Below are 18,269 nucleotides of genomic sequence, written 5' to 3'. Positions count from 1 at the left end.
GCCGGATCGGCGACACAGGTGCAGGCAAGCTATGAGCAACGCCATGATCCCGTTCGAGCTGGAAAACGAAGAGGGGCTGCGCCTGCGCGGCCTTGATGTTGGCGCCACCCTCACCTCCCTCACCCTGCCGGTCGCGGGCAAGCACCGCGAGGTGCTGCTGGGCTGCGCCGATGAGGCCTATCCTGCGCAGCAGGTGTGGCTGGGTGCGGTGGCGGGGCGTTTTGCCAACCGCATCGGCGGCGCCGAACTGGTACGCGATGGCCAGCACTGGTCGCTGGATGCCAATCAGGCCCCCCACTGCCTGCACGGCGGACGGGAGGGGTTTCATCGCCAGCGCTGGCAGATCAAGGAGCTGGAGGCGGACAGGGTCAAACTAGTCCTGCTGTCGAAGGCGGGCGATCAGGGCTTTCCCGGCAACTTGCGGGTGACCCTGGAGTACCGGCTGGAGCAGTACGATCTGGTGGTCGATTTCAGGGCCAGCACGGATGCGCCGACCCCGGTCAGCCTCACCAGTCACGCCTACTTCAACCTGGATGGGGGCGGCGATGTGCGCGACCACACCATCAGCCTCAACGCCGACCGCTTTCTGCCGACCGATGAGAGCGGTCTGCCGCTGGCCATTGCGCCGGTGGAAGGCCCCTTCGATCTGCGCGCCCCACGCCCCATGGGCCAGGATTGGCTGAGCCATCCCCAGCAACGGCAGGCCAGGGGGTACGATCACGCCTTCCTGCTCAATCATCCGCAGCATGATGGCCCGGAGCAGACCTGGGCCGCGCGAGTGATCTCCGGCGATCGGCAGCTGGCGATGGAGGTCTACAGCAACCAGCCTTCGCTGCAGTTCTACACCGGCAACTGGCTGGCCAACACGCCGAGCCGCAGCGGCCAGCCGCATCAGGATTACGACGGCTTCTGTCTGGAGGCACAGCAGTTGCCGGACAGCCCCAACCGGCCCGAGCTCGGCGACCCCTGGCTGCTGCCGGGGCACTACTACCACCACCAGACCCGTTATCGCTTTATCGCCGCCAGCTGACCCCGACGCCCTCCGGCAGACCTACGCTGACAACCACAGGCGAGGCCGAGATGGCGTCATCATGCAGCTACACTCTGGCCCCGCGCCCTCTTCTCCCACGCAGACATAGCGAATGAAGAGGGCTCGGGGTCACCCATTACATCAGCTCGTAAGCAAGTCCACGCAAGGAGTCGTTATGGATGAACACTACCTGGCCGCGCCCGACCGCTATCAGCGCCAGCCCTATCGACCCGCAGGCCGCCACGGCCTGCGCCTGCCCAGCATAGGTCTCGGGCTCTGGCACAACTTCGGCGAGGGAAGCGATCCCGCCAGGGTGAAGGCCATGGTGCACCAGGCGTTCGATCTGGGCATCACCCACTTCGATCTCGCCAACAACTACGGGCCGCCCCCCGGCTCCGCCGAGACCACCTTCGGCCGCGTGCTCAAGGGCAGTCTGGCCCCCTACAGAGACGAGCTTATCATCGCCAGCAAGGCGGGCTATGTGATGTGGGACGGCCCTTACGGGGATGGCGGCAGCGCCAAGTACCTGTTTGCCAGCCTGCACCAGAGTCTGCGCCGGCTCGGCCTCGACTATGTGGACATCTTCTATCACCACAGGCCGGATCCCCGCACCCCGCTGGAGGAGACCTGTCAGGCGCTGGCGCTCATGGTGCGTCAGGGCAAGGCGCTCTATGTCGGCCTCTCCAACTACCCGGCACAGCTTGCCGCCCAAGCGGCGACCCGGCTGGCGGAGCTGGGTACCCCCTGTCTGGTCAATCAGCTCAAATACTCGCTGTTCCAGCGCGACATCGAAGCCGACACCCTGCCGGTCTGTCGCGAGCAGGGGGTGGGCGTGGTGGCCTTCTCGCCGCTGGCGGGCGGCCTGCTCAGCAACCGCTATCTGGCCGGCATACCGGCGGACTCGCGCGCCGCCAGCGGCAGCCCCTTCCTCAAGCCGGAGCAGATCACCGCGGACAAACTGGCCAGGATCCAGGCCCTGCACGCCCTGGCACAACAGCGGGGGCAGGAGTTGTCACAGCTGGCGTTGCAGTGGGTGCTGCGCGATCCCGTGGTGAGTTGCGCCCTGATCGGTGCCAGCAGCCCCCAGCAGATAGTGAGCGCGGTCGAGGCCCTGGCCCTGCCCCCGCTGGACGAGGCGTTGCAACGACAGATAGAAGCCACCCTGGCCTGACCCGCTCTCAGCCTCCCCCATTGCCAGGGGGAGGCCCCAATATTCACTGGTTGCCCGTCTGATTTTCCTCCATCATTGGTCGCCCCGGCTCAGCCCGGGGCCGACTTCATCCGGACCAATCAACCAAGAGATCTGAACCATGACAGAGTCTTACGCCCTGTTTGTCGCCTTCGTGCTGGGCATAGTAGAGGGCCTGACCGAGTTTCTGCCCGTTTCCTCGACCGGCCACATGATCATCGTCGGCCACCTGCTGGGCTTCGACGGCCCCAAGGCTGCCACCTTCGAAGTGGTGATCCAGATGGGTTCCATTCTCGCGGTCGTGGCCGTGTTCTGGCGCCGCCTGTTCGGCCTGATTGGCATCCACTTCGGCCAGAAGCCGGCGCAGGATCACGCCACCCTCTCCCTGGTACACATCATCCTCGGCATGCTGCCCGCCGTACTCATAGGTCTCGCCATTCACAGCTGGATCAAGGCCAACCTGTTCGGCCCGGAAACCGTGATGTATGCCCTGGTCGCCGGCGGCATATTGCTGATCATCGCCGAGAAGTTTCGCCCGGCGGTACGCTCCGAGACCCTGGATGACATCAGCTACCAGCAGGCGTTTGGCATAGGCCTGTTCCAGTGTCTGGCGCTCTGGCCCGGCTTCTCCCGCTCCGGCGCCACCATCAGCGGCGGCATGCTGATGGGGATCAGTCGCCAGGCGGCGGCCGAGTTCTCCTTCATCCTGGCGGTGCCCATGATGGTGGCCGCCAGCGGACTGGATCTCTACAAGAGCCGTGACCTGCTCTCCATGGCCGACTTTCCCATGTTTGCGGTGGGCTTCGTCACCGCCTTCGTGGTCGCCATGATCGCCATAAAGACCTTCCTGGCGCTGATCCGTCGCCTCGACTTCATCCCGTTCGCCATCTACCGCTTCGTGGTGGCCTTCGCCGTCTACCTGGTATTCGTTGCCTGATCCGGCCGCGACACCATGAAAAAGGGACCTGTCGGTCCCTTTTTCTATTGTTGCCCGTCCTCAATAGAGGCGATGGGTGATGCCGTTGAGCAGCCGCGACAGCCCCTTGGTGAACTGGACCGGCGCATCCTGCACCGTGTAGCAGAGGCAACCATCCGGCGTATGCGGGCTGTGGGCATGGCTGGCATCGCGCCAGATGAAGTCCCCCGCCTGATAGCAGGTGTCGCCATCTTCGATGGTGCCTGCCAGCAGCAGGGTCAGCTCATAGCCCTGATGGGTGTGCTCGGGGATGCGGCCACCGGCTTCTATGTGCAGCAGGCTGGCGCGGGCCCCCAGCTCGTCCAGCGGCAGGCTGTGCTGACGAATGGCGCCAATGTGACGCCACTTGGGGGTATGGTGACGGGCCAGCACCCTGGGCAAGCGGTATGACTGGCCCGCCACCTGCAACTCGGGCTGGGGGGGCGCCAACTGGCTGAGTTCCGCCACAGTTGCGACCGGCTGCTGCAGTATGCCGGCCAGCATGGCATCGAGTGCCACCGGCATGCTCTCGCTCATCGTTGCCGGCTGATCTTCTGCCGGCTCCAGATACTGGCGGGCCAGTTCCTCTTCGCAGGCTCGCAGACTGGCAGCACACTCGGGGCAGAGCTCGCAGTGGGCGGAGACACCGACCGCCAGCGGCAGGGACAGCTCGTCGGCGGCGAAGGCGCGCAACATGGCGTGGGTCGGATGGGTTTTAATCATGGCCTTGCTCCACTTGCTCTTTCAATTTCTGTAATGCCAGTCTGAGGCGGGATTTGATGGTACCGAGCGGCACACCGAGTCGCTCCGCCAGCTCCTGCTGGGAGAACTCCTGCAGATAGATGCCGCGCACCACCTGCTGTTGCGGCTCCGGCAGGGTGGCGAGGTAGTGCGCCATCTGGCGGGTCAGCACGGCATCCTCACCACCGCTCAGGTGCTCCTCTTCCGCCCTGAACTCCAGCATGGGCCACAGCTCCTCGGCGCAGAGATCCTCCTTGCTGGCACGGCGGCGGCGCAGCATGTCGAAGCTCTGGTTGCGCATGACGGTGTAGATCCAGGTGGTCGGCGCCCCCTTCTCGGGATGGTAGAGGCGGGCCTTCTGCCACACCAGCAGCATGGTCTCCTGCACCAGCTCCATGGCGTTGGCCTCGCTGCCGAGGTGGCGCAGCCCATAGCTGCGGATGCGCGGCGCGAAGTGATGAAACAGGCGGGCGAAGGCAGCCTTGTCGGCCTGCTCGGCAACCCGGATGAGAAGAGACTTCAGATCGCCATCTGGATTGTCCATGGGGGGCGATATCCTGCGCTGAGTCGATTGGGGTTGGCCAGTATATGCCATTGCGCCATGCCTTGAATGTTGTGGTCATCACCATTACGCCGGGCGTGGCAAAAGGATCACAGGCGGGCCGCAAATTGGCACTCAATGGCTGGCAACCAGCAGGCCGCTCAGCAGGGAGAGCGCAGGCTGGTTGTCGTCCGCCGCCAGCAACCACTGCTTCTGTTCCACGGGAATGGGCAGCACCTCCAGCCAGCGCTGGGCCACCCAGCTGGCATCGTCCCAGTCGGGATCATGGTAGAGGGCCGCATATTCCGGGTAGTCGTTGAACACCTCCTGCAGCGCCCTGGCCAGTGAGTGCTGATCGGCATTGAGCCTGCCCGTCTGCCAGGGCGGCAGCAGTGCCACCTCGCCGACCCTCAGCCCGTCGGGCTCCTGCCACAGATCGACGATCCTGACACGCTCCATGCCGAGCACGGTAATGCCCAGCAGACCATCCGGCAGCTGATCGAAATCGATGATCCGCACCCGGGTGGCGATGGGGTACATGTTGCGCAGCGCATCGGGCTGGCGGGGGTCGAGCATGCAGAGCACGAAGCCCTGATCTCCCGCCTCGGCGATCATGCGCTGGTATCTGGGCTCGAAGATGCGCAGCGGCATGATGCCACCGGGCAGCAGGTGAGCCGAGAGGGGAAACAGCGCCAGTTTCATCAGGATATTCCTCTGTGGAAGATACCTGTTGATACGACCGCCGTGAACGGGCAGATCATTCAGACCGAGTTGGAATAAAAAAACCCTTAACAATCAGGGGAAAATAGCCTGGACAAGCCGCTTCGATATGCAGTAGAAATGGATAAGCACCATTTAATCCATTGAATATTCTGGATACTGGTGACAAATGCAGTGAAATATCCGCCCGACCAACTCCGGCGGGCCGTCCCTATAGTTTTCTCGGGCCGATGCGGGTAAAATTCACGCCCTTATATATCAGTCATTTTTCGACGCGCAACCTTGGTGGTCAGTTATGAAAGAGCATATTCATCATCTACTTGAACAAACGGTAGCCAATCTCAAGTCAGCGGGCGTGTTGCCGGCGGACCTGGAAGCCCGGGTGCAAGTAGACCGATGCAAGGAGAAGGCTCACGGTGACCTGGCCACCAACCTGGCCATGCTGCTGGCCAAACCGGCCCGCAAGAACCCCCGTGAGCTGGCCGCTGCCATCATAGAGCACCTGCCCGCTTCGGACCTGATCGCCAAGGTCGAGATCGCCGGCCCCGGCTTCATCAACTTCTTCTTCGACCAGCGCTGGCTGGCCGGCCAGGTGGAAGCCATGGTGACCTCTGCCAACGCCAACGTGAAGTTGCCGACCCCGCAGACAGTGGTGGTGGACTACTCGGCGCCGAACGTGGCCAAAGAGATGGCGGTGCACCACATCCGCTCTACCGTGCTCGGTGACGTAGCCGCCCGTGCCCTGGAATTCCTCGGCCACAAGGTGGTACGCGCCAACCACATAGGTGACTGGGGCACCCAGTTCGGCATGCTGATCGCCTATCTGGAGAAGATGGCCAACGAGCACGCCTCCGACATGGCGCTCAAGGATCTCGAAGCCTTCTACACCCAGGCCAAGCGTTGCTACGACGAAGACGAAGTCTTCGCCGAGCGTGCGCGCAACTACGTGGTCAAGCTGCAGGGTGGCGATGAATACTGCCGCACCATGTGGAAGAAGCTGGTCGACATGACCATGGAGCAGAACCAGATCAACTACGACCGCCTGAATGTCTCCCTGACCAACAAGGACATAATGGGCGAGTCCATGTACAACGACATGCTGCCGCAAATCGTGGACGACCTGAAAGCCCGCGGGCTGGCGGTCGAGAGCGAAGGGGCCACTGTCGTCTTCCTGGACGAATTCAAGAACAAGGATGGCGAGCCCATGGGCGTCATCATCCAGAAGAGCGATGGCGGCTTCCTCTACACCACCACCGACATCGCCTGTGCCAAATATCGTTACGAAACCCTGGGCGCCGACCGCGTCATGTACTTCATCGACTCCCGTCAGCACCAGCACCTGATGCAGGCCTGGACCATCACCCGCAAGGCGGGCTATGTGCCGGAATCCGTGCCGCTCGAGCACCACGCCTTCGGCATGATGCTGGGCAAGGATGGTCGTCCCTACAAGACCCGTTCCGGCGGCACCGTCAAGCTGGTCGACCTGCTCAACGAAGCCGAGGAGCGCGCGAGCGCCCTGCTGGAGAACCGCAACAGCGATCTCTCCGCCGCAGAGAAGGCCGAAGTGGTCCACGCCATCGCCATGGGTGCGGTCAAGTATGCGGATCTCTCCAAGAACCGCACCACAGACTACATCTTCGACTGGGACATGATGCTGTCGTTCGAAGGCAACACGGCCCCTTACCTGCAGTACGCCTACACCCGGATCCAGTCCATCTTCCGCAAGGCCGGTGTCAATGCCGAGACCTTGACCGGTACTGTGACCCTGAACGAGGAAGCCGAAGAGGTGCTGGCCCAGAAGCTGATCCAGTTCTCCGACGCGGTCAACGGCGTGGCGGACAAGGGCATGCCGCACCTGCTCTGTACCTATCTGTACGAGCTGTCCGGCAACTTCATGACCTTCTACGAAGCCTGCCCGATCAACAAGGATGGCGTCGACGAAGCCACCCGCCAGAGCCGTCTACTGCTGTGCGCAGCCACCGCCAAGGTCCTGAAACTGGGTCTGGGCGTGCTGGGTATCCATACCCTGGAGCGCATGTAATAGATGGCAACCCGGGATTACGTCGGCAACAGCCCGAGAAGACGGGCCGGTGGTCGTAACACCAAGAAAGCGGCACCTCGCCGCTTTCCTGTTATCCCGGCACTGCTGGCCGGGGTGCTGCTGGCAGGGTTCGGCGGCTTCCTCTACATGATCAACGGCAAGGGCAGCGATGCCCCCACCATTGAAGAACAGGTCAAGGCCAACAAGCCCAAGGCGCAGAACAACGGCTTGCCGCAGGAGAAGTGGAGCTATATCGAACGGCTGGAGAACAAGCAGGTCGATATCACTGAGCCGCCCCCCCAACCGGGTGTGCTGCCACCGCCCCCTGCCCAGACCCTGACTCTGCAGCCGGAGAAACTGCCGCAGCCGGTGCCGACCGACATCCCCCAGCCGGGTACGCCCATAGGTCAGGTGCAGCCTTACAAGCCGCAACCGGTTCAACCCGCCAAGCCAGCCCCCGTGGCCAATGCCCAGGAGCAGGTGATCGACCGCAAGGCCGAGCGGGAACGGATGGAGCGTGAACTGCGGGCCGAGCTGGAACGGGAGCGCGCCGAGGCCGCCAGGGCCCAGGCAGCGACCCAGTCTGCACAAACCGCAGCGGCGGACAGCGGTCGCTACATGATGCAGTGCGCCGCCCTGCGCTCGCAGGATTCTGCCGAGTCGCTCAAGGCACGTATCGCCTTCGGCGCCGGCCTCTCCTCCAGCCTGCAGGTGGTGAATGGCGCCAACGGCACCGTCTACAAGGTGATGGTGGGTCCCTTCAGCGGCAAGGCGGCCGTCGATGCGGCCAACCGCAAGCTGCAAGGCTCCGGCATCAGCGGCTGCATCCCCAAAAAGGGGTGACCGCCGTCAGCGGATGAGTGATCAGGGCCGGGTTGAAGACTCGGCCCTTTTCTTTTCTGCGCCACGCGTCTCAACGGCAGTCGACCCGTTGCGGATAATCCGCCAGGGTTGAAAAGCGCCAAACCCATCCCCATCTTTCTTGCCATGCACAGTCAGGCCGTTATTCGGCTCAAGCGAGGTAAGTAAAGTGACTACCATAGTTTCTGTCCGCCGCAACGGCCAAGTCGTGATAGGTGGTGATGGCCAGGTATCCCTCGGCAACACCGTCATGAAGGGCAACGCCCGCAAGGTTCATCGTCTCTATAACGGCAAGGTGCTGGCAGGTTTCGCCGGCGGCACTGCCGATGCCTTCACTCTGCTCGAGCGCTTCGAAGCCAAACTGCAGGCCCATCAGGGTAATCTGGAACGCGCCGCCGTGGCGCTGGCCAAAGACTGGCGCACCGATCGCGCCCTGCGCCGTCTCGAAGCCCTGCTGGCGGTCGCCGATGAAAACAAATCCTTCATCATCACAGGCAACGGTGACGTGGTGCAGCCGGAGCATGATCTGATCGCCATCGGCTCGGGCGGCAACTTCGCCCAGTCCGCCGCCACCGCCCTGCTGGAAAACACGGATCTCGACGCCAAGAGCATCGTCGAGAAGTCCCTCAAGATCGCGGGCGACATCTGCGTCTTCACCAACCAGCATCACACGGTCGAAGTGCTGAATTACGATCCGAAAGAAGCCGAGCCCAAGTAAGCCCCCCATTTGCAAGGGGTGGGCCCTGCCCGCCCCGGATACAGGAATGCCATCATGTCCGAGATGACCCCGAGAGAAATCGTCCACGAGCTGGACCGACACATCATTGGTCAGGCCGACGCCAAGCGTGCCGTCGCCGTCGCCCTGCGCAATCGCTGGCGCCGGATGCAGCTCGATGAAGAGATGCGCCACGAGGTGACCCCGAAAAACATCCTGATGATAGGCCCGACCGGGGTCGGCAAGACCGAGATCGCCCGTCGTCTGGCCAAGCTGGCCAACGCTCCCTTCATCAAGGTGGAAGCCACCAAGTTCACCGAGGTGGGCTATGTGGGCAAGGAAGTGGACAGCATCATCCGCGATCTGACTGACGTCGCCATCAAGCTGGTGCGCGAGACCGAGATGGAGAAGATGAAATACCGCGCCGAGGAAGCCGCCGAGGAGCGCATCCTCGACGCCCTGCTGCCCAACCCGCGCAACAGCTGGGGCGAGGAGGAGAAGGCCGACAACTCCAACACCCGCCAGATCTTCCGCAAGAAGCTGCGGGAAGGCCAGCTGGATGACAAGGAGATAGAACTCGAGCTGTCAGCCAGCCCCATGGGCGTCGATATCATGACCCCGCCGGGCATGGAAGAGATGGCCAGCCAGTTGCAGGGGCTGTTCCAGAACCTGGGTCAGAACCAGAAGAAGAAGCGCAAGATCAAGGTCAAAGAGGCCATGAAGGCGCTGATCGAAGAGGAAGCGGCCCGTCTGGTCAATCCGGAAGAGCTGAAGCAGAAGGCGATCGCCGCGGTCGAGAACAACGGCATCGTCTTCCTCGACGAGATCGACAAGATCTGCAAGCGTGGCGAGAGCTCGGGCCCGGATGTCTCCCGCGAAGGGGTACAGCGCGACCTGCTGCCGCTGGTGGAAGGCTGCACCGTCAACACCAAGCACGGCATGGTCAAGACAGACCACATTCTGTTTGTCGCCTCCGGTGCCTTCCAGGTGGCCCGCCCGTCGGATCTCATCCCCGAGCTGCAGGGTCGCCTGCCGATCCGGGTCGAACTGACCGCGCTCACCACGGATGACTTCGAGCGCATCCTGACCGAGCCGAACGCCTCGCTCACCGATCAGTACCAGGCGCTGATGGCCACCGAAGGGGTCAAGATCGAGTTCACCAAGGATGGCATCCGCCGTCTGGCCGAAGCGGCCTGGCAGGTCAACGAGCGCACCGAGAACATAGGTGCCCGCCGCCTGCACACCGTCATGGAACGGCTGATGGAAGACATCTCCTATGATGCCTCCGAGAAGTCCGGCGAGACCTTCACCATAGACGCCGACTACGTCAACGCCCACCTCGGGGCGCTGATCGAGGACGAGGATCTGAGCCGCTTTATCCTGTAAGCGCGCCCTACCGTCATCATTCAAGACGCCTCCCTTGCGGAGGCGTCTTCGTTTTCGGCTCCCTCCTGGATCGTTTCGACCGGTGTGCCACTGTGGCCTCTTCCCGTCAGCCAGATCGCGGCGCCAATCAGCAGGCCACTCAGGGCAAAGCTGATCTGCATGCCGAACACCAGATCTGCCGGCATGGCCGTGGCCAGGTTGGGCGTGCCCACCAGGGTGGCAAACAGGCCACCGAGTCCGGCCGCCCCCGTCAGCTGGCCCAGATTGCGCGACAGGGTCAGCAAGCCGGCCACGGCCCCCCGCGCCTGTTCGGTTGCCGCCCCCACCACGGCGCTGTTGTTGGCGGTCTGGAACAGGGCATAGCCGGCAGTCAGCAGCAGTATGGGCAGCAGATAACCGAGCGGGCCATATCCGGCGCTCAGGGTGGCCAGCCCGAGGAGCGCGCCCATCATGACCATCAACCCCAGTCGAGCGACCCGGCGCGAACCGCACCTGTCCACCAGCCAGCCGGCAGGCATGCCCGTCAAGGTCGCCAGCAGGGGTCCGCCGGAGATCATGAGCCCGACCGTCGCCATGTCGAGCTCGAACACGCCGTGCAGGTAGAAGGGGCCGATCAGCAGGGTCAGCACCATGACGCTGGCCACCAGCGCACTGGCGAGCAGGCCACCCTTGAGCCGGGAGTCGGCCAGCAGTGCCAGCGGCAGCAGGGGGAAACGGGCACGGCGCTCGCGGCGAACGAACAAGGCAGTGCCAAGCAGTGCTCCCGCCCACCAGCCCAGCGCCAGAGCGTCCCCCGAGGTCAGCGCCAGCCCGTAGCAGAGCAGTGCCACCACCAGCATCGACAGGCCCGCCAGCGTCACCCTCTCTCTTTGTGGCAAAGCCCCCTCAGGTGGCAGACCGACCATGCCGGCACCCAGCGCCAGCAGGCTGACGGGCACCAGCAGCAGGAAGGGGGCCTGCCAGCCAAACCCGCCGATCAGCAGGCCGCCGAACGAGGGGCCAAGGGCAGTGCCGCAGGCCGAGAGGGTACCGAGCAGCCCCATGCCCCGGCCACGCTGCGCCGCAGGTACAAGCTGCCCCACCATGGCCAGCGCCAGAGAGAGCATGCAGGCCGCACCGACCCCCTGCAGGACACGCGCCGCAATCAGCCAGCCTATGGTCGGCGCCAGGGCACACAGCAGGGATGCCAGCGCAAACAGCGCCACGCCCCCCAGCAACAGGCGGCGCCGGCCAAACCTGTCGCCGAGCCGGCCGGCCACCAGAGTCAGGCAGGTGATCCCCAGCAGGTAGGCCACCAGCACCCACTGCAGGCTGGCGAAGGGGGTGGCAAACGCCTGTCCCAGCGCGGGCAGCGCCATGTTGGCCATGCTCCCCGCCAGCATGGGCAACAGGGTGGCGAGGCTGAGTGCCAGCAAGCCGGCACGGCGAACCCAGGGAGAGGGAATTATGCTGGGGTATGACATGGATATGACCTCAAGCGAGCCAGGATGACCACAAGGCTAGCCCTGACGCTGATCCGGCGGAAGACGCACGAGATGCAGCTTATAGCTGCACGACACGCCATATGAAGCCATGGATTCTCGCGTATGATGAGTCAACGCACAGATATGATCGCCATCGGCTGATCACCCCGCATACCAGACCGGCGAGGGCACGACCATGAGCACCCCCGATTTCAACCTGCTGATCACCCTGGATGCACTGCTCGATGAGGGCAGCGTGGCCGGCGCCGCCAGACGGCTGCGTCTCAGCCCCTCCGCCATGAGCCGGGCGCTGGCCCGCCTGCGTGAGACGACCGGGGATCCGCTGCTGGTACGGGCGGGCCGGGGGCTGGTGCCCACGCCGCGCGCCCTGGCCCTGCGCGAACGGGTAAGCCAGCTGGTGCAGGAGGCCGAAGCCGTGCTGCGCCCCCAGCAGGAGATAGATCCCGCCCATCTGGTGCGTACCTTTCGCCTCAGATCCAGCGACGGTTTCGTGGAGAGTGTCGGGGCCGCACTGCTGGCGCGGCTCGCCGCCGAAGCGCCCGGGGTGCGGCTGCATTTCATGGCCAAGCCCGACAAGGAGAGCGCCCCCCTGCGCGGCGGTGAGCTGGATTTTGAAACCGGCGTGATCGGTACCAATACGGCACCCGAGCTGCATACCCAGGCGCTGTTCCAGGACCACTTCGTCGCCGTGGTGCGGCCGGGCCATCCACTGTGCGAGGGACCCCTGACCGCAGTCCGCTATGCCGCCGCCCGCCATGTGCTGGTGTCGCGGCGCGGGCAGGAGCACGGCCCCGTCGACGAGGCGCTCGCCGCCCTGAAGCTGGAGCGTGCCATCGCCACCCTGGTGCCGGGCTTTGCCACTGCGCTGGCGCTGGTGCGGGGCAGCGATCTGGTAGCGACCGTGCCCGCCCTGCACTGCGCCTCCCTGCACGCCGATCTGGTGACCCTACCCCTGCCCTTCCCCCTGCCCGGGATCACCCTGGCCCTGCTCTGGCACCCACGGCTGGACGCCGATCCGGCTCACCGCTGGCTGCGCACCCTCATTCGCGAAACCTGCGCCCGCGCCCCCTATCAGGCCATCCCGAAAGAGCGCTAATCTGCGCCGCCACAACCCGCAGCGCCACCCGGATGCCGCACAGTGAAAGCACCTCTGCCGAGGTGCTTTCTTTCATCATGCCTGGCCAGACGAGCCACCCTCTTGCCCCCCCTTGCTCCATGACAACCAAAGCCCAGAATGCACCACTGGTATACCTATTTATGTATAGCTTTGAATTGTATCGAATTACCCCTGAGGAGATATATAAATAGACACTTGATTTGCATCAATCGTCCCGTCCCTACGACTGGGTAGCCTAGCCTCAGAATGATGTTTTATTACTCCAAACTAGAGGCAATCATGAGCAAAGTCAGGCTGGCCGTCATAGGGAACGGCATGGTGGGGCACCGCTTCATCGAAGAGTTGATCGAACGGTCCGATCCGGACCGGTTCGAGATCACCGTCTTCGGTGCAGAACCGCGTCCCGCCTACGATCGTGTCCATCTCTCCTCCTACTTTTCCCACCACACCAGCGAAGATCTCTCCCTCGTCAAACCCGGTTTCTACGAGAAGCACGGCATCCGCCTGCTGCTCGGCGAAGCGGTGAAAAAAATCGACAGGGCGGCCCGCGAAGTGCATTCCAACAAGGGCACTGTGGTCGGCTACGACAAGCTGGTGCTGGCCACCGGCTCCTACCCCTGGGTACCGCCCATTGCGGGCAGTCAGCACCACGAATGCTTCGTCTATCGCACCATTGAAGATCTGAAAGCCATCCGCAGCGCCGCCAAGAGCGGCAAGAGTGGCGTTGTCATTGGGGGCGGCCTGCTTGGCCTGGAAGCGGCGGGTGCCCTCAAGGCGCTCGGCCTCGAGACCCACGTGGTGGAGTTTGCTCCGGTATTGATGGCGGAACAGCTCGACGGTCAGGGTGGCCAGCTGCTGCGCCGCAAGATCGAATCCATGGGGGTGCAGGTTCACACCAGCAAGAGCACCAGCGAGATCCTGATGCACGGCGGTCGTGACGCCCAGCATCGCCTCGCCTTCGCCGACGGCAGCCAGCTGGAAGTGGATGTGGTGGTCTTCTCCACCGGTATCCGCCCGCAGGACACCCTCGGCCGTTACTGTGAACTGGCCATCGCCGAGCGCGGCGGCGTGCTGATCGATGATCACTGCCTCACCTCCGACCCCGACATCTATGCCATCGGCGAGTGCGCCGCCTGGCAGGGTCGCTTCTTCGGCCTGGTGGCGCCCGGCTACAAGATGGCCCAGATCACCGTCGACCACCTGCTCGGCGGCGACAGCCGCTTCGAAGGGGCGGACATGAGCGCCAAGCTCAAGCTGCTCGGCGTCTCCGTCGGTTCCATCGGCGATGCCCATGGCCGCACGCCCGGCAGCCACAGCTATGTGTTCCAGGACGATCAGGCCGGCGTCTACAAGCGTATCGTGGTGAGCGAAGACAACAGCCGCCTGCTCGGTGCCGTGCTGGTCGGCGATGTGGATGACTACGGCAACCTGCTGCAGCTGATGCTCAATGCCATGCCGCTGCCCGCCCACCCGGACACCCTGATCCTGCCCGCCTATGCCGGTGCCAAGCCGACCCTGGGGGTGGATGCCCTGCCGTCCACCGCCCAGATCTGCTCCTGCTTCGACGTCTCCAAGGGCGACATAGCCCAGGCGGTCGCCGAGGGCCACACCACGCTGGCCGCCATCAAGCAGCACACCAAGGCCGGTACCGGCTGCGGCGGCTGCGTGCCCCTCATCAGCCAGGTGCTCAACGCCGAATTGGTGAAGCAGGGCATAGAGGTCAACAACCACCTCTGCGCCCACTTCCCCCACTCCCGCCAGGAGCTGTTCCACCTGGTCAAGGTGGAAGGGATCAAGAGCTTCGACGAGCTGCTGGCCAAGCATGGTCACGGCTATGGCTGCGAGGTGTGCAAGCCCACGGTCGGCTCCATCCTCGCCTCCTGCTGGAACGGCTATGTGCTGAGCCCGCTCAACACCCAGCTGCAGGACACCAACGACATCTTCCTCGGCAACATGCAAAAGGACGGCAGCTACTCCGTCATCCCGCGCATGGCCGGTGGTGAGGTGACCCCGGAAGGCTTGCTGGCGGTGGCCGAGGTGGCCCGCGACTACCAGCTCTACACCAAGATCACCGGCGCCCAGCGCATCGGCCTGTTCGGCGCCCAGAAAGACGATCTGCCCGCCATCTGGCGCAAACTGCTGGCCGCCGGCTTCGAGACCGGTCAGGCCTACGCCAAGGCGCTGCGCATGGCCAAGACCTGTGTCGGCAGCACCTGGTGCCGCTTCGGCGTGCAGGACAGCGTCGGCCTCGGGGTCTTCCTCGAGAACCGCTACAAGGGTATCCGTACCCCCCACAAGATGAAGTTCGGTGTCTCCGGATGTACCCGCGAATGCGCGGAAGCCCAGGGCAAGGATGTCGGCATCATAGCCACGGACGCGGGCTGGAACCTCTATGTGGGCGGCAACGGCGGTATGAAACCGCGCCACGCCGACCTGCTGGCCTCCGATCTGGACCGCGAGAGCCTCATCCAGCTGATCGACCGTTTCATGATGTTCTACGTCACCAGCGCCGACAAACTGCAGCGCACCTCGGTCTGGCTCGGCAACCTGGAAGGGGGCATCGACTACCTGCGCGAAGTGATCGTCGACGACAAGCTGGGACTGAATGCCACCCTGGAGCACGACATCCAGGTGCTGATCGACAGCTACGAATGCGAGTGGTCCCGCACCCTGAACGAAGAGGAACAGCTCAAGCGTTTCAGCCACTTCATCAACAGCGGCAAGCGCGATCCGGACGTGCAGTTCGTCACCGAACGTGAGCAGCACAGACCGGCCACCCCGGCCGAGCGCATCCCCGTCTACCAGATCGACATGGAGGCAAAGTGATGAAACTCGCATGCCAACTCAATGACATATTCCCAGGCACCGGCGTCTGCGCCCTGATAGAAGGTCGCCAGATCGCGCTGTTCCGCCCGAGCGACGCGGCCGAGGTGTACGCCATCGACAATCGGGACCCTTTCTTTGCCGCCAACGTGCTGTCGCGGGGCCTCATCTGCGAACACGAGGGCGAGCTCTGGGTCGCCAGTCCGCTCAAGAAGCAGCACTTCCGTCTGAGGGACGGCCACTGCCTCGAAAACGCGGCCATGTCAGTGCAGGGCTACCCCGTCGAAGTACGTGACCAACAGGTCTGGGTCGCCGTCTAACACCATGAATATCAGGGCTGCCCGCGGGCGGCCCCTCTAAAGAGAATCAACATGTATAACGACAGCATCAACAAGTGCGCCGCCAACGCGGCCCGCATCAACCGCTTCGAGCGGGATGACAAGCTCGGCTTCTGGCTCAGCTCCGCCATGGCAGGGGCCTATGTGGGCCTCGGCATCATCCTCATCTTCACCCTGGGCAACCTGGTGGATCCCAGCGTGCGTCCGCTGGTGATGGGGGCCACCTTCGGCATAGCCCTGACCCTGGTGATCATCGCCGGCTCCGAGCTGTTCACCGGCCACACCATGTTCCTCACCTTCGGGGTGAAGACGGGCAAAATCACCATGGGGGATCTGCTGCGTATCCTGCCCCAGACCTGGGCCGGCAACCTGCTCGGCTCCATCGCGGTGGCGCTGATCTACTCCTACGGCGGCAGCCTGCTGCCGGACGCGGGCAGCCTGGCCCACAAGGTGGCGCTGGCCAAGACCCAGGCACCGGCCCTGACCCTGTTCATGAAAGGGATCCTCTGTAACTGGCTGGTCTGCCTCGCCATCTGGATGGCGCTGCGCACCGAGGGCGCGGCCAAGTTCATCGCCATCTGGTGGTGCCTGCTGGCCTTCATCGCCTCCGGCTACGAGCACTCGGTCGCCAACATGACCCTGTTCGCCCTCTCCTGGTTTGGTGCTCACTCAGACGCCTATACCCTGGGCGGCATCGGTCACAACCTGCTGTGGGTGACCCTCGGCAATACCGTCTCCGGCGCCCTCTTCATGGGTCTGGGTTACTGGTATGCCACCCCCAAGGCGGAGCGCCCGGTTGCCGTGACCGAGAACACCACCAGCCAGACTCAAACCGCCTGATCCGGAGGTCCCATGGACTACTTGCCCATCTTCTGTCGACTCGATAACAAACCCGTGCTGCTGGTCGGCGGCGGCGACGTGGCGGAGCGCAAGGCGCGCCTGCTGCTGGACGCCGGTGCCCGCCTGACTGTGGTGTCTCCCGAGCTCGATCCCGAGCTGGCTGCCCTGGCCGACGCCGGGACTATCGATTGGCTGGCCGGTGAATTCGAGCCGGCGCAGCTGGCGGGCAAGTGGTTGGTGGTGGCCGCCACCGACAGGCGCGAGGTCAATGCACTGGTGTACCAGAGCGCAAACCAGGCCGGCATCTTCGCCAACGTGGTGGATGACCCCAAGCGCTCCAGCTTCATCATGCCATCGATCATCGACCGCTCGCCGCTGATGGTGGCCATCTCCTCCGGCGGCAAAGCTCCGGTGCTGGCCCGCCTGCTGCGCGAGAAGCTCGAAGCCCTGCTGCCCCAGCACCTCGGCGCCGTGGCGGCCTTCGCCGGCGGCCTGCGGGAGCGGGTCAAGGCCCGCTTCGCCACCATGGGGGAGCGCCGCCAGTTCTGGGAGCGCCTGCTCGGCGCCGACCGGCTCGGTCAGGCGCTGGCACGGGGCGACAAGGCGGCTGCCAACCAGCTGGCCGACAACCTGTTCGCCGAGGAAGGGGTAAGCCAGGGTGAGGTGATCCTGGTGGGTGCCGGCCCCGGTGATCCCGGCCTGCTCACCCTGCACGCCCTGCGCCAAATGCAGCAGGCGGACGTGGTGGTCTATGACCGGCTGGTATCGGACGAGGTGATGGCCCTGGTGCGGCGCGATGCCAAGCGCATCTTCGTCGGCAAGCAGGCGGGCAACCACTGCGTGCCCCAGGAGGGTATCAACCAACTCTTGCTGGAGGAAGCCAGGAAGGGGCAACGGGTGGTGCGGCTGAAAGGGGGCGACCCCTTCATCTTCGGCCGTGGCGGTGAGGAGCTGGAGACCCTGGTCGGCAGCGGCGTGGGCTTCCAGGTAGTGCCGGGGATCACGGCGGCGAGCGGCTGCGCCGCCTACGCCGGCATTCCGCTGACCCACCGCGATCACGCCCAGAGCGTGCGCTTCGTCACCGCCCACGGCAAGGGCGGCACCCAGGATCTCGACTGGCCCCTGCTGGCCCGGGACAAGCAGACTCTGGTGTTCTATATGGGGCTATCTTCCTGTCCGACGATCCGCGAGCAACTGATGGCGCACGGCAAGGAGGGCTCCACCCCGGTGGCCCTGGTCGAGCGCGGCACCCAGCCGAGCCAGCGGGTCATTCGCGGTACCCTGGATCAACTGGCCGAGCTGGCGGTCGGCGTCGAGAGCCCCGCCCTCATCATGGTGGGATCAGTCGTCACTCTGGCCGACCAGCTCGCCTGGTTCGGTCAGACTGGTGCCTCCTCGCAGGCCGCCGCACTGGCCTGAGCCGGCCGTCAGCCTCGCCATTGAGACCGTCACCACCATGGTGGCGGTTTTTTTATCCGCACTTACCGC

General features: G+C 64.3%; 16 protein-coding genes. 12 read left to right on the top strand and 4 right to left on the bottom strand.

Annotation, left to right across the window (positions count from 1 at the left end):
• The first annotated feature begins 31 nt into the window (after positions 1 to 31).
• From galM to bacA, 3 genes are all read left to right on the top strand, one after another.
• Positions 32 to 1,030, top strand: a complete 999-nt coding sequence (gene galM, locus AACW87_RS22240) for a galactose-1-epimerase (RefSeq protein WP_241326194.1) — start codon at positions 32 to 34, stop codon at positions 1,028 to 1,030.
• Positions 1,031 to 1,205: 175 nt separating this feature from the next.
• Positions 1,206 to 2,201 carry an aldo/keto reductase gene (locus AACW87_RS22235; RefSeq protein WP_241326193.1) on the top strand — a complete coding sequence of 332 codons (996 nt, stop codon included), beginning with the start codon at positions 1,206 to 1,208 and terminating at the stop codon, positions 2,199 to 2,201.
• A 139-nt stretch (positions 2,202 to 2,340) separates the two neighbouring features.
• Positions 2,341 to 3,156 carry an undecaprenyl-diphosphate phosphatase gene (gene bacA, locus AACW87_RS22230; RefSeq protein ID WP_241326192.1) on the top strand — a complete coding sequence of 272 codons (816 nt, stop codon included), beginning with the start codon at positions 2,341 to 2,343 and terminating at the stop codon, positions 3,154 to 3,156.
• Positions 3,157 to 3,216: 60 nt separating this feature from the next.
• Here the strand turns inward: bacA and AACW87_RS22225 are convergent, their stop codons facing one another.
• The 3 genes from AACW87_RS22225 to AACW87_RS22215 form a co-directional block, all read right to left on the bottom strand.
• Complete coding sequence (locus AACW87_RS22225; RefSeq protein WP_241326191.1) at positions 3,217 to 3,897, bottom strand: ChrR family anti-sigma-E factor; 681 nt, start codon at positions 3,895 to 3,897, stop codon at positions 3,217 to 3,219.
• Positions 3,890 to 4,459: a sigma-70 family RNA polymerase sigma factor gene (locus AACW87_RS22220; protein ID WP_042035936.1), complete on the bottom strand. Its 570-nt coding sequence runs from the start codon at positions 4,457 to 4,459 to the stop codon at positions 3,890 to 3,892. Before AACW87_RS22220 ends, AACW87_RS22225 begins: the two co-directional genes overlap by 8 nt.
• 132 nt (positions 4,460 to 4,591) lie before the next feature.
• A complete protein-coding gene (locus tag AACW87_RS22215) occupies positions 4,592 to 5,158 on the bottom strand; it encodes an LON peptidase substrate-binding domain-containing protein (protein WP_043142757.1) in 567 nt (188 codons plus the stop codon).
• Positions 5,159 to 5,471: 313 nt separating this feature from the next.
• On the opposite strand from AACW87_RS22215, the gene argS reads away from it, so the two are divergent.
• The 4 genes from argS to hslU all read left to right on the top strand — a co-directional run bounded on the left by argS (position 5,472) and on the right by hslU (position 10,179).
• Positions 5,472 to 7,217 (top strand): arginine--tRNA ligase, encoded by a 1,746-nt coding sequence (gene argS, locus AACW87_RS22210; RefSeq protein ID WP_065403480.1) that lies wholly within the window; start codon positions 5,472 to 5,474, stop codon positions 7,215 to 7,217.
• A 3-nt stretch (positions 7,218 to 7,220) separates the two neighbouring features.
• The gene (locus AACW87_RS22205; RefSeq protein WP_098981582.1) at positions 7,221 to 8,060 is read left to right on the top strand and encodes an SPOR domain-containing protein; all 840 of its coding nucleotides are present in this window, start codon (positions 7,221 to 7,223) and stop codon (positions 8,058 to 8,060) included.
• A 187-nt stretch (positions 8,061 to 8,247) separates the two neighbouring features.
• Positions 8,248 to 8,796 carry an ATP-dependent protease subunit HslV gene (gene hslV / locus AACW87_RS22200; protein WP_043142765.1) on the top strand — a complete coding sequence of 183 codons (549 nt, stop codon included), beginning with the start codon at positions 8,248 to 8,250 and terminating at the stop codon, positions 8,794 to 8,796.
• 54 nt (positions 8,797 to 8,850) lie between these two features.
• On the top strand, positions 8,851 to 10,179 hold the full coding sequence (gene hslU, locus AACW87_RS22195) for an HslU--HslV peptidase ATPase subunit (RefSeq protein WP_043142767.1): 1,329 nt from the start codon (positions 8,851 to 8,853) through the stop codon (positions 10,177 to 10,179).
• 20 nt (positions 10,180 to 10,199) lie between these two features.
• On the opposite strand, the gene AACW87_RS22190 is transcribed toward hslU, so the two are convergent.
• Positions 10,200 to 11,642 (bottom strand): MFS transporter, encoded by a 1,443-nt coding sequence (locus AACW87_RS22190; protein WP_241326190.1) that lies wholly within the window; start codon positions 11,640 to 11,642, stop codon positions 10,200 to 10,202.
• A gap of 196 nt (positions 11,643 to 11,838) precedes the next feature.
• Between AACW87_RS22190 and AACW87_RS22185 the strand changes: the two genes are divergently transcribed.
• From AACW87_RS22185 to cysG, 5 genes are all read left to right on the top strand, one after another.
• Positions 11,839 to 12,759, top strand: coding sequence for a LysR family transcriptional regulator (locus AACW87_RS22185; protein WP_241326189.1), 921 nt, complete (start codon positions 11,839 to 11,841; stop codon positions 12,757 to 12,759).
• A 300-nt stretch (positions 12,760 to 13,059) separates the two neighbouring features.
• Positions 13,060 to 15,606, top strand: coding sequence for a nitrite reductase large subunit NirB (nirB, locus tag AACW87_RS22180; RefSeq protein WP_241326188.1), 2,547 nt, complete (start codon positions 13,060 to 13,062; stop codon positions 15,604 to 15,606).
• Positions 15,606 to 15,923: a nitrite reductase small subunit NirD gene (nirD, locus tag AACW87_RS22175; RefSeq protein ID WP_241326187.1), complete on the top strand. Its 318-nt coding sequence runs from the start codon at positions 15,606 to 15,608 to the stop codon at positions 15,921 to 15,923. Before nirB ends, nirD begins: the two co-directional genes overlap by 1 nt.
• A gap of 51 nt (positions 15,924 to 15,974) precedes the next feature.
• A complete protein-coding gene (gene nirC, locus AACW87_RS22170; RefSeq protein ID WP_241326186.1) occupies positions 15,975 to 16,781 on the top strand; it encodes a nitrite transporter NirC in 807 nt (268 codons plus the stop codon).
• Positions 16,782 to 16,793: 12 nt separating this feature from the next.
• Complete coding sequence (cysG, locus tag AACW87_RS22165; protein WP_241326185.1) at positions 16,794 to 18,200, top strand: siroheme synthase CysG; 1,407 nt, start codon at positions 16,794 to 16,796, stop codon at positions 18,198 to 18,200.
• Positions 18,201 to 18,269: the final 69 nt, after the last annotated feature.

The sequence above is a fragment of the Aeromonas sp. MR7 genome (genome assembly GCF_963899385.1).
GTDB lineage: Bacteria > Pseudomonadota > Gammaproteobacteria > Enterobacterales > Aeromonadaceae > Aeromonas > Aeromonas bestiarum.
This window is presented reverse-complemented; position numbering and strand designations above follow the sequence as displayed.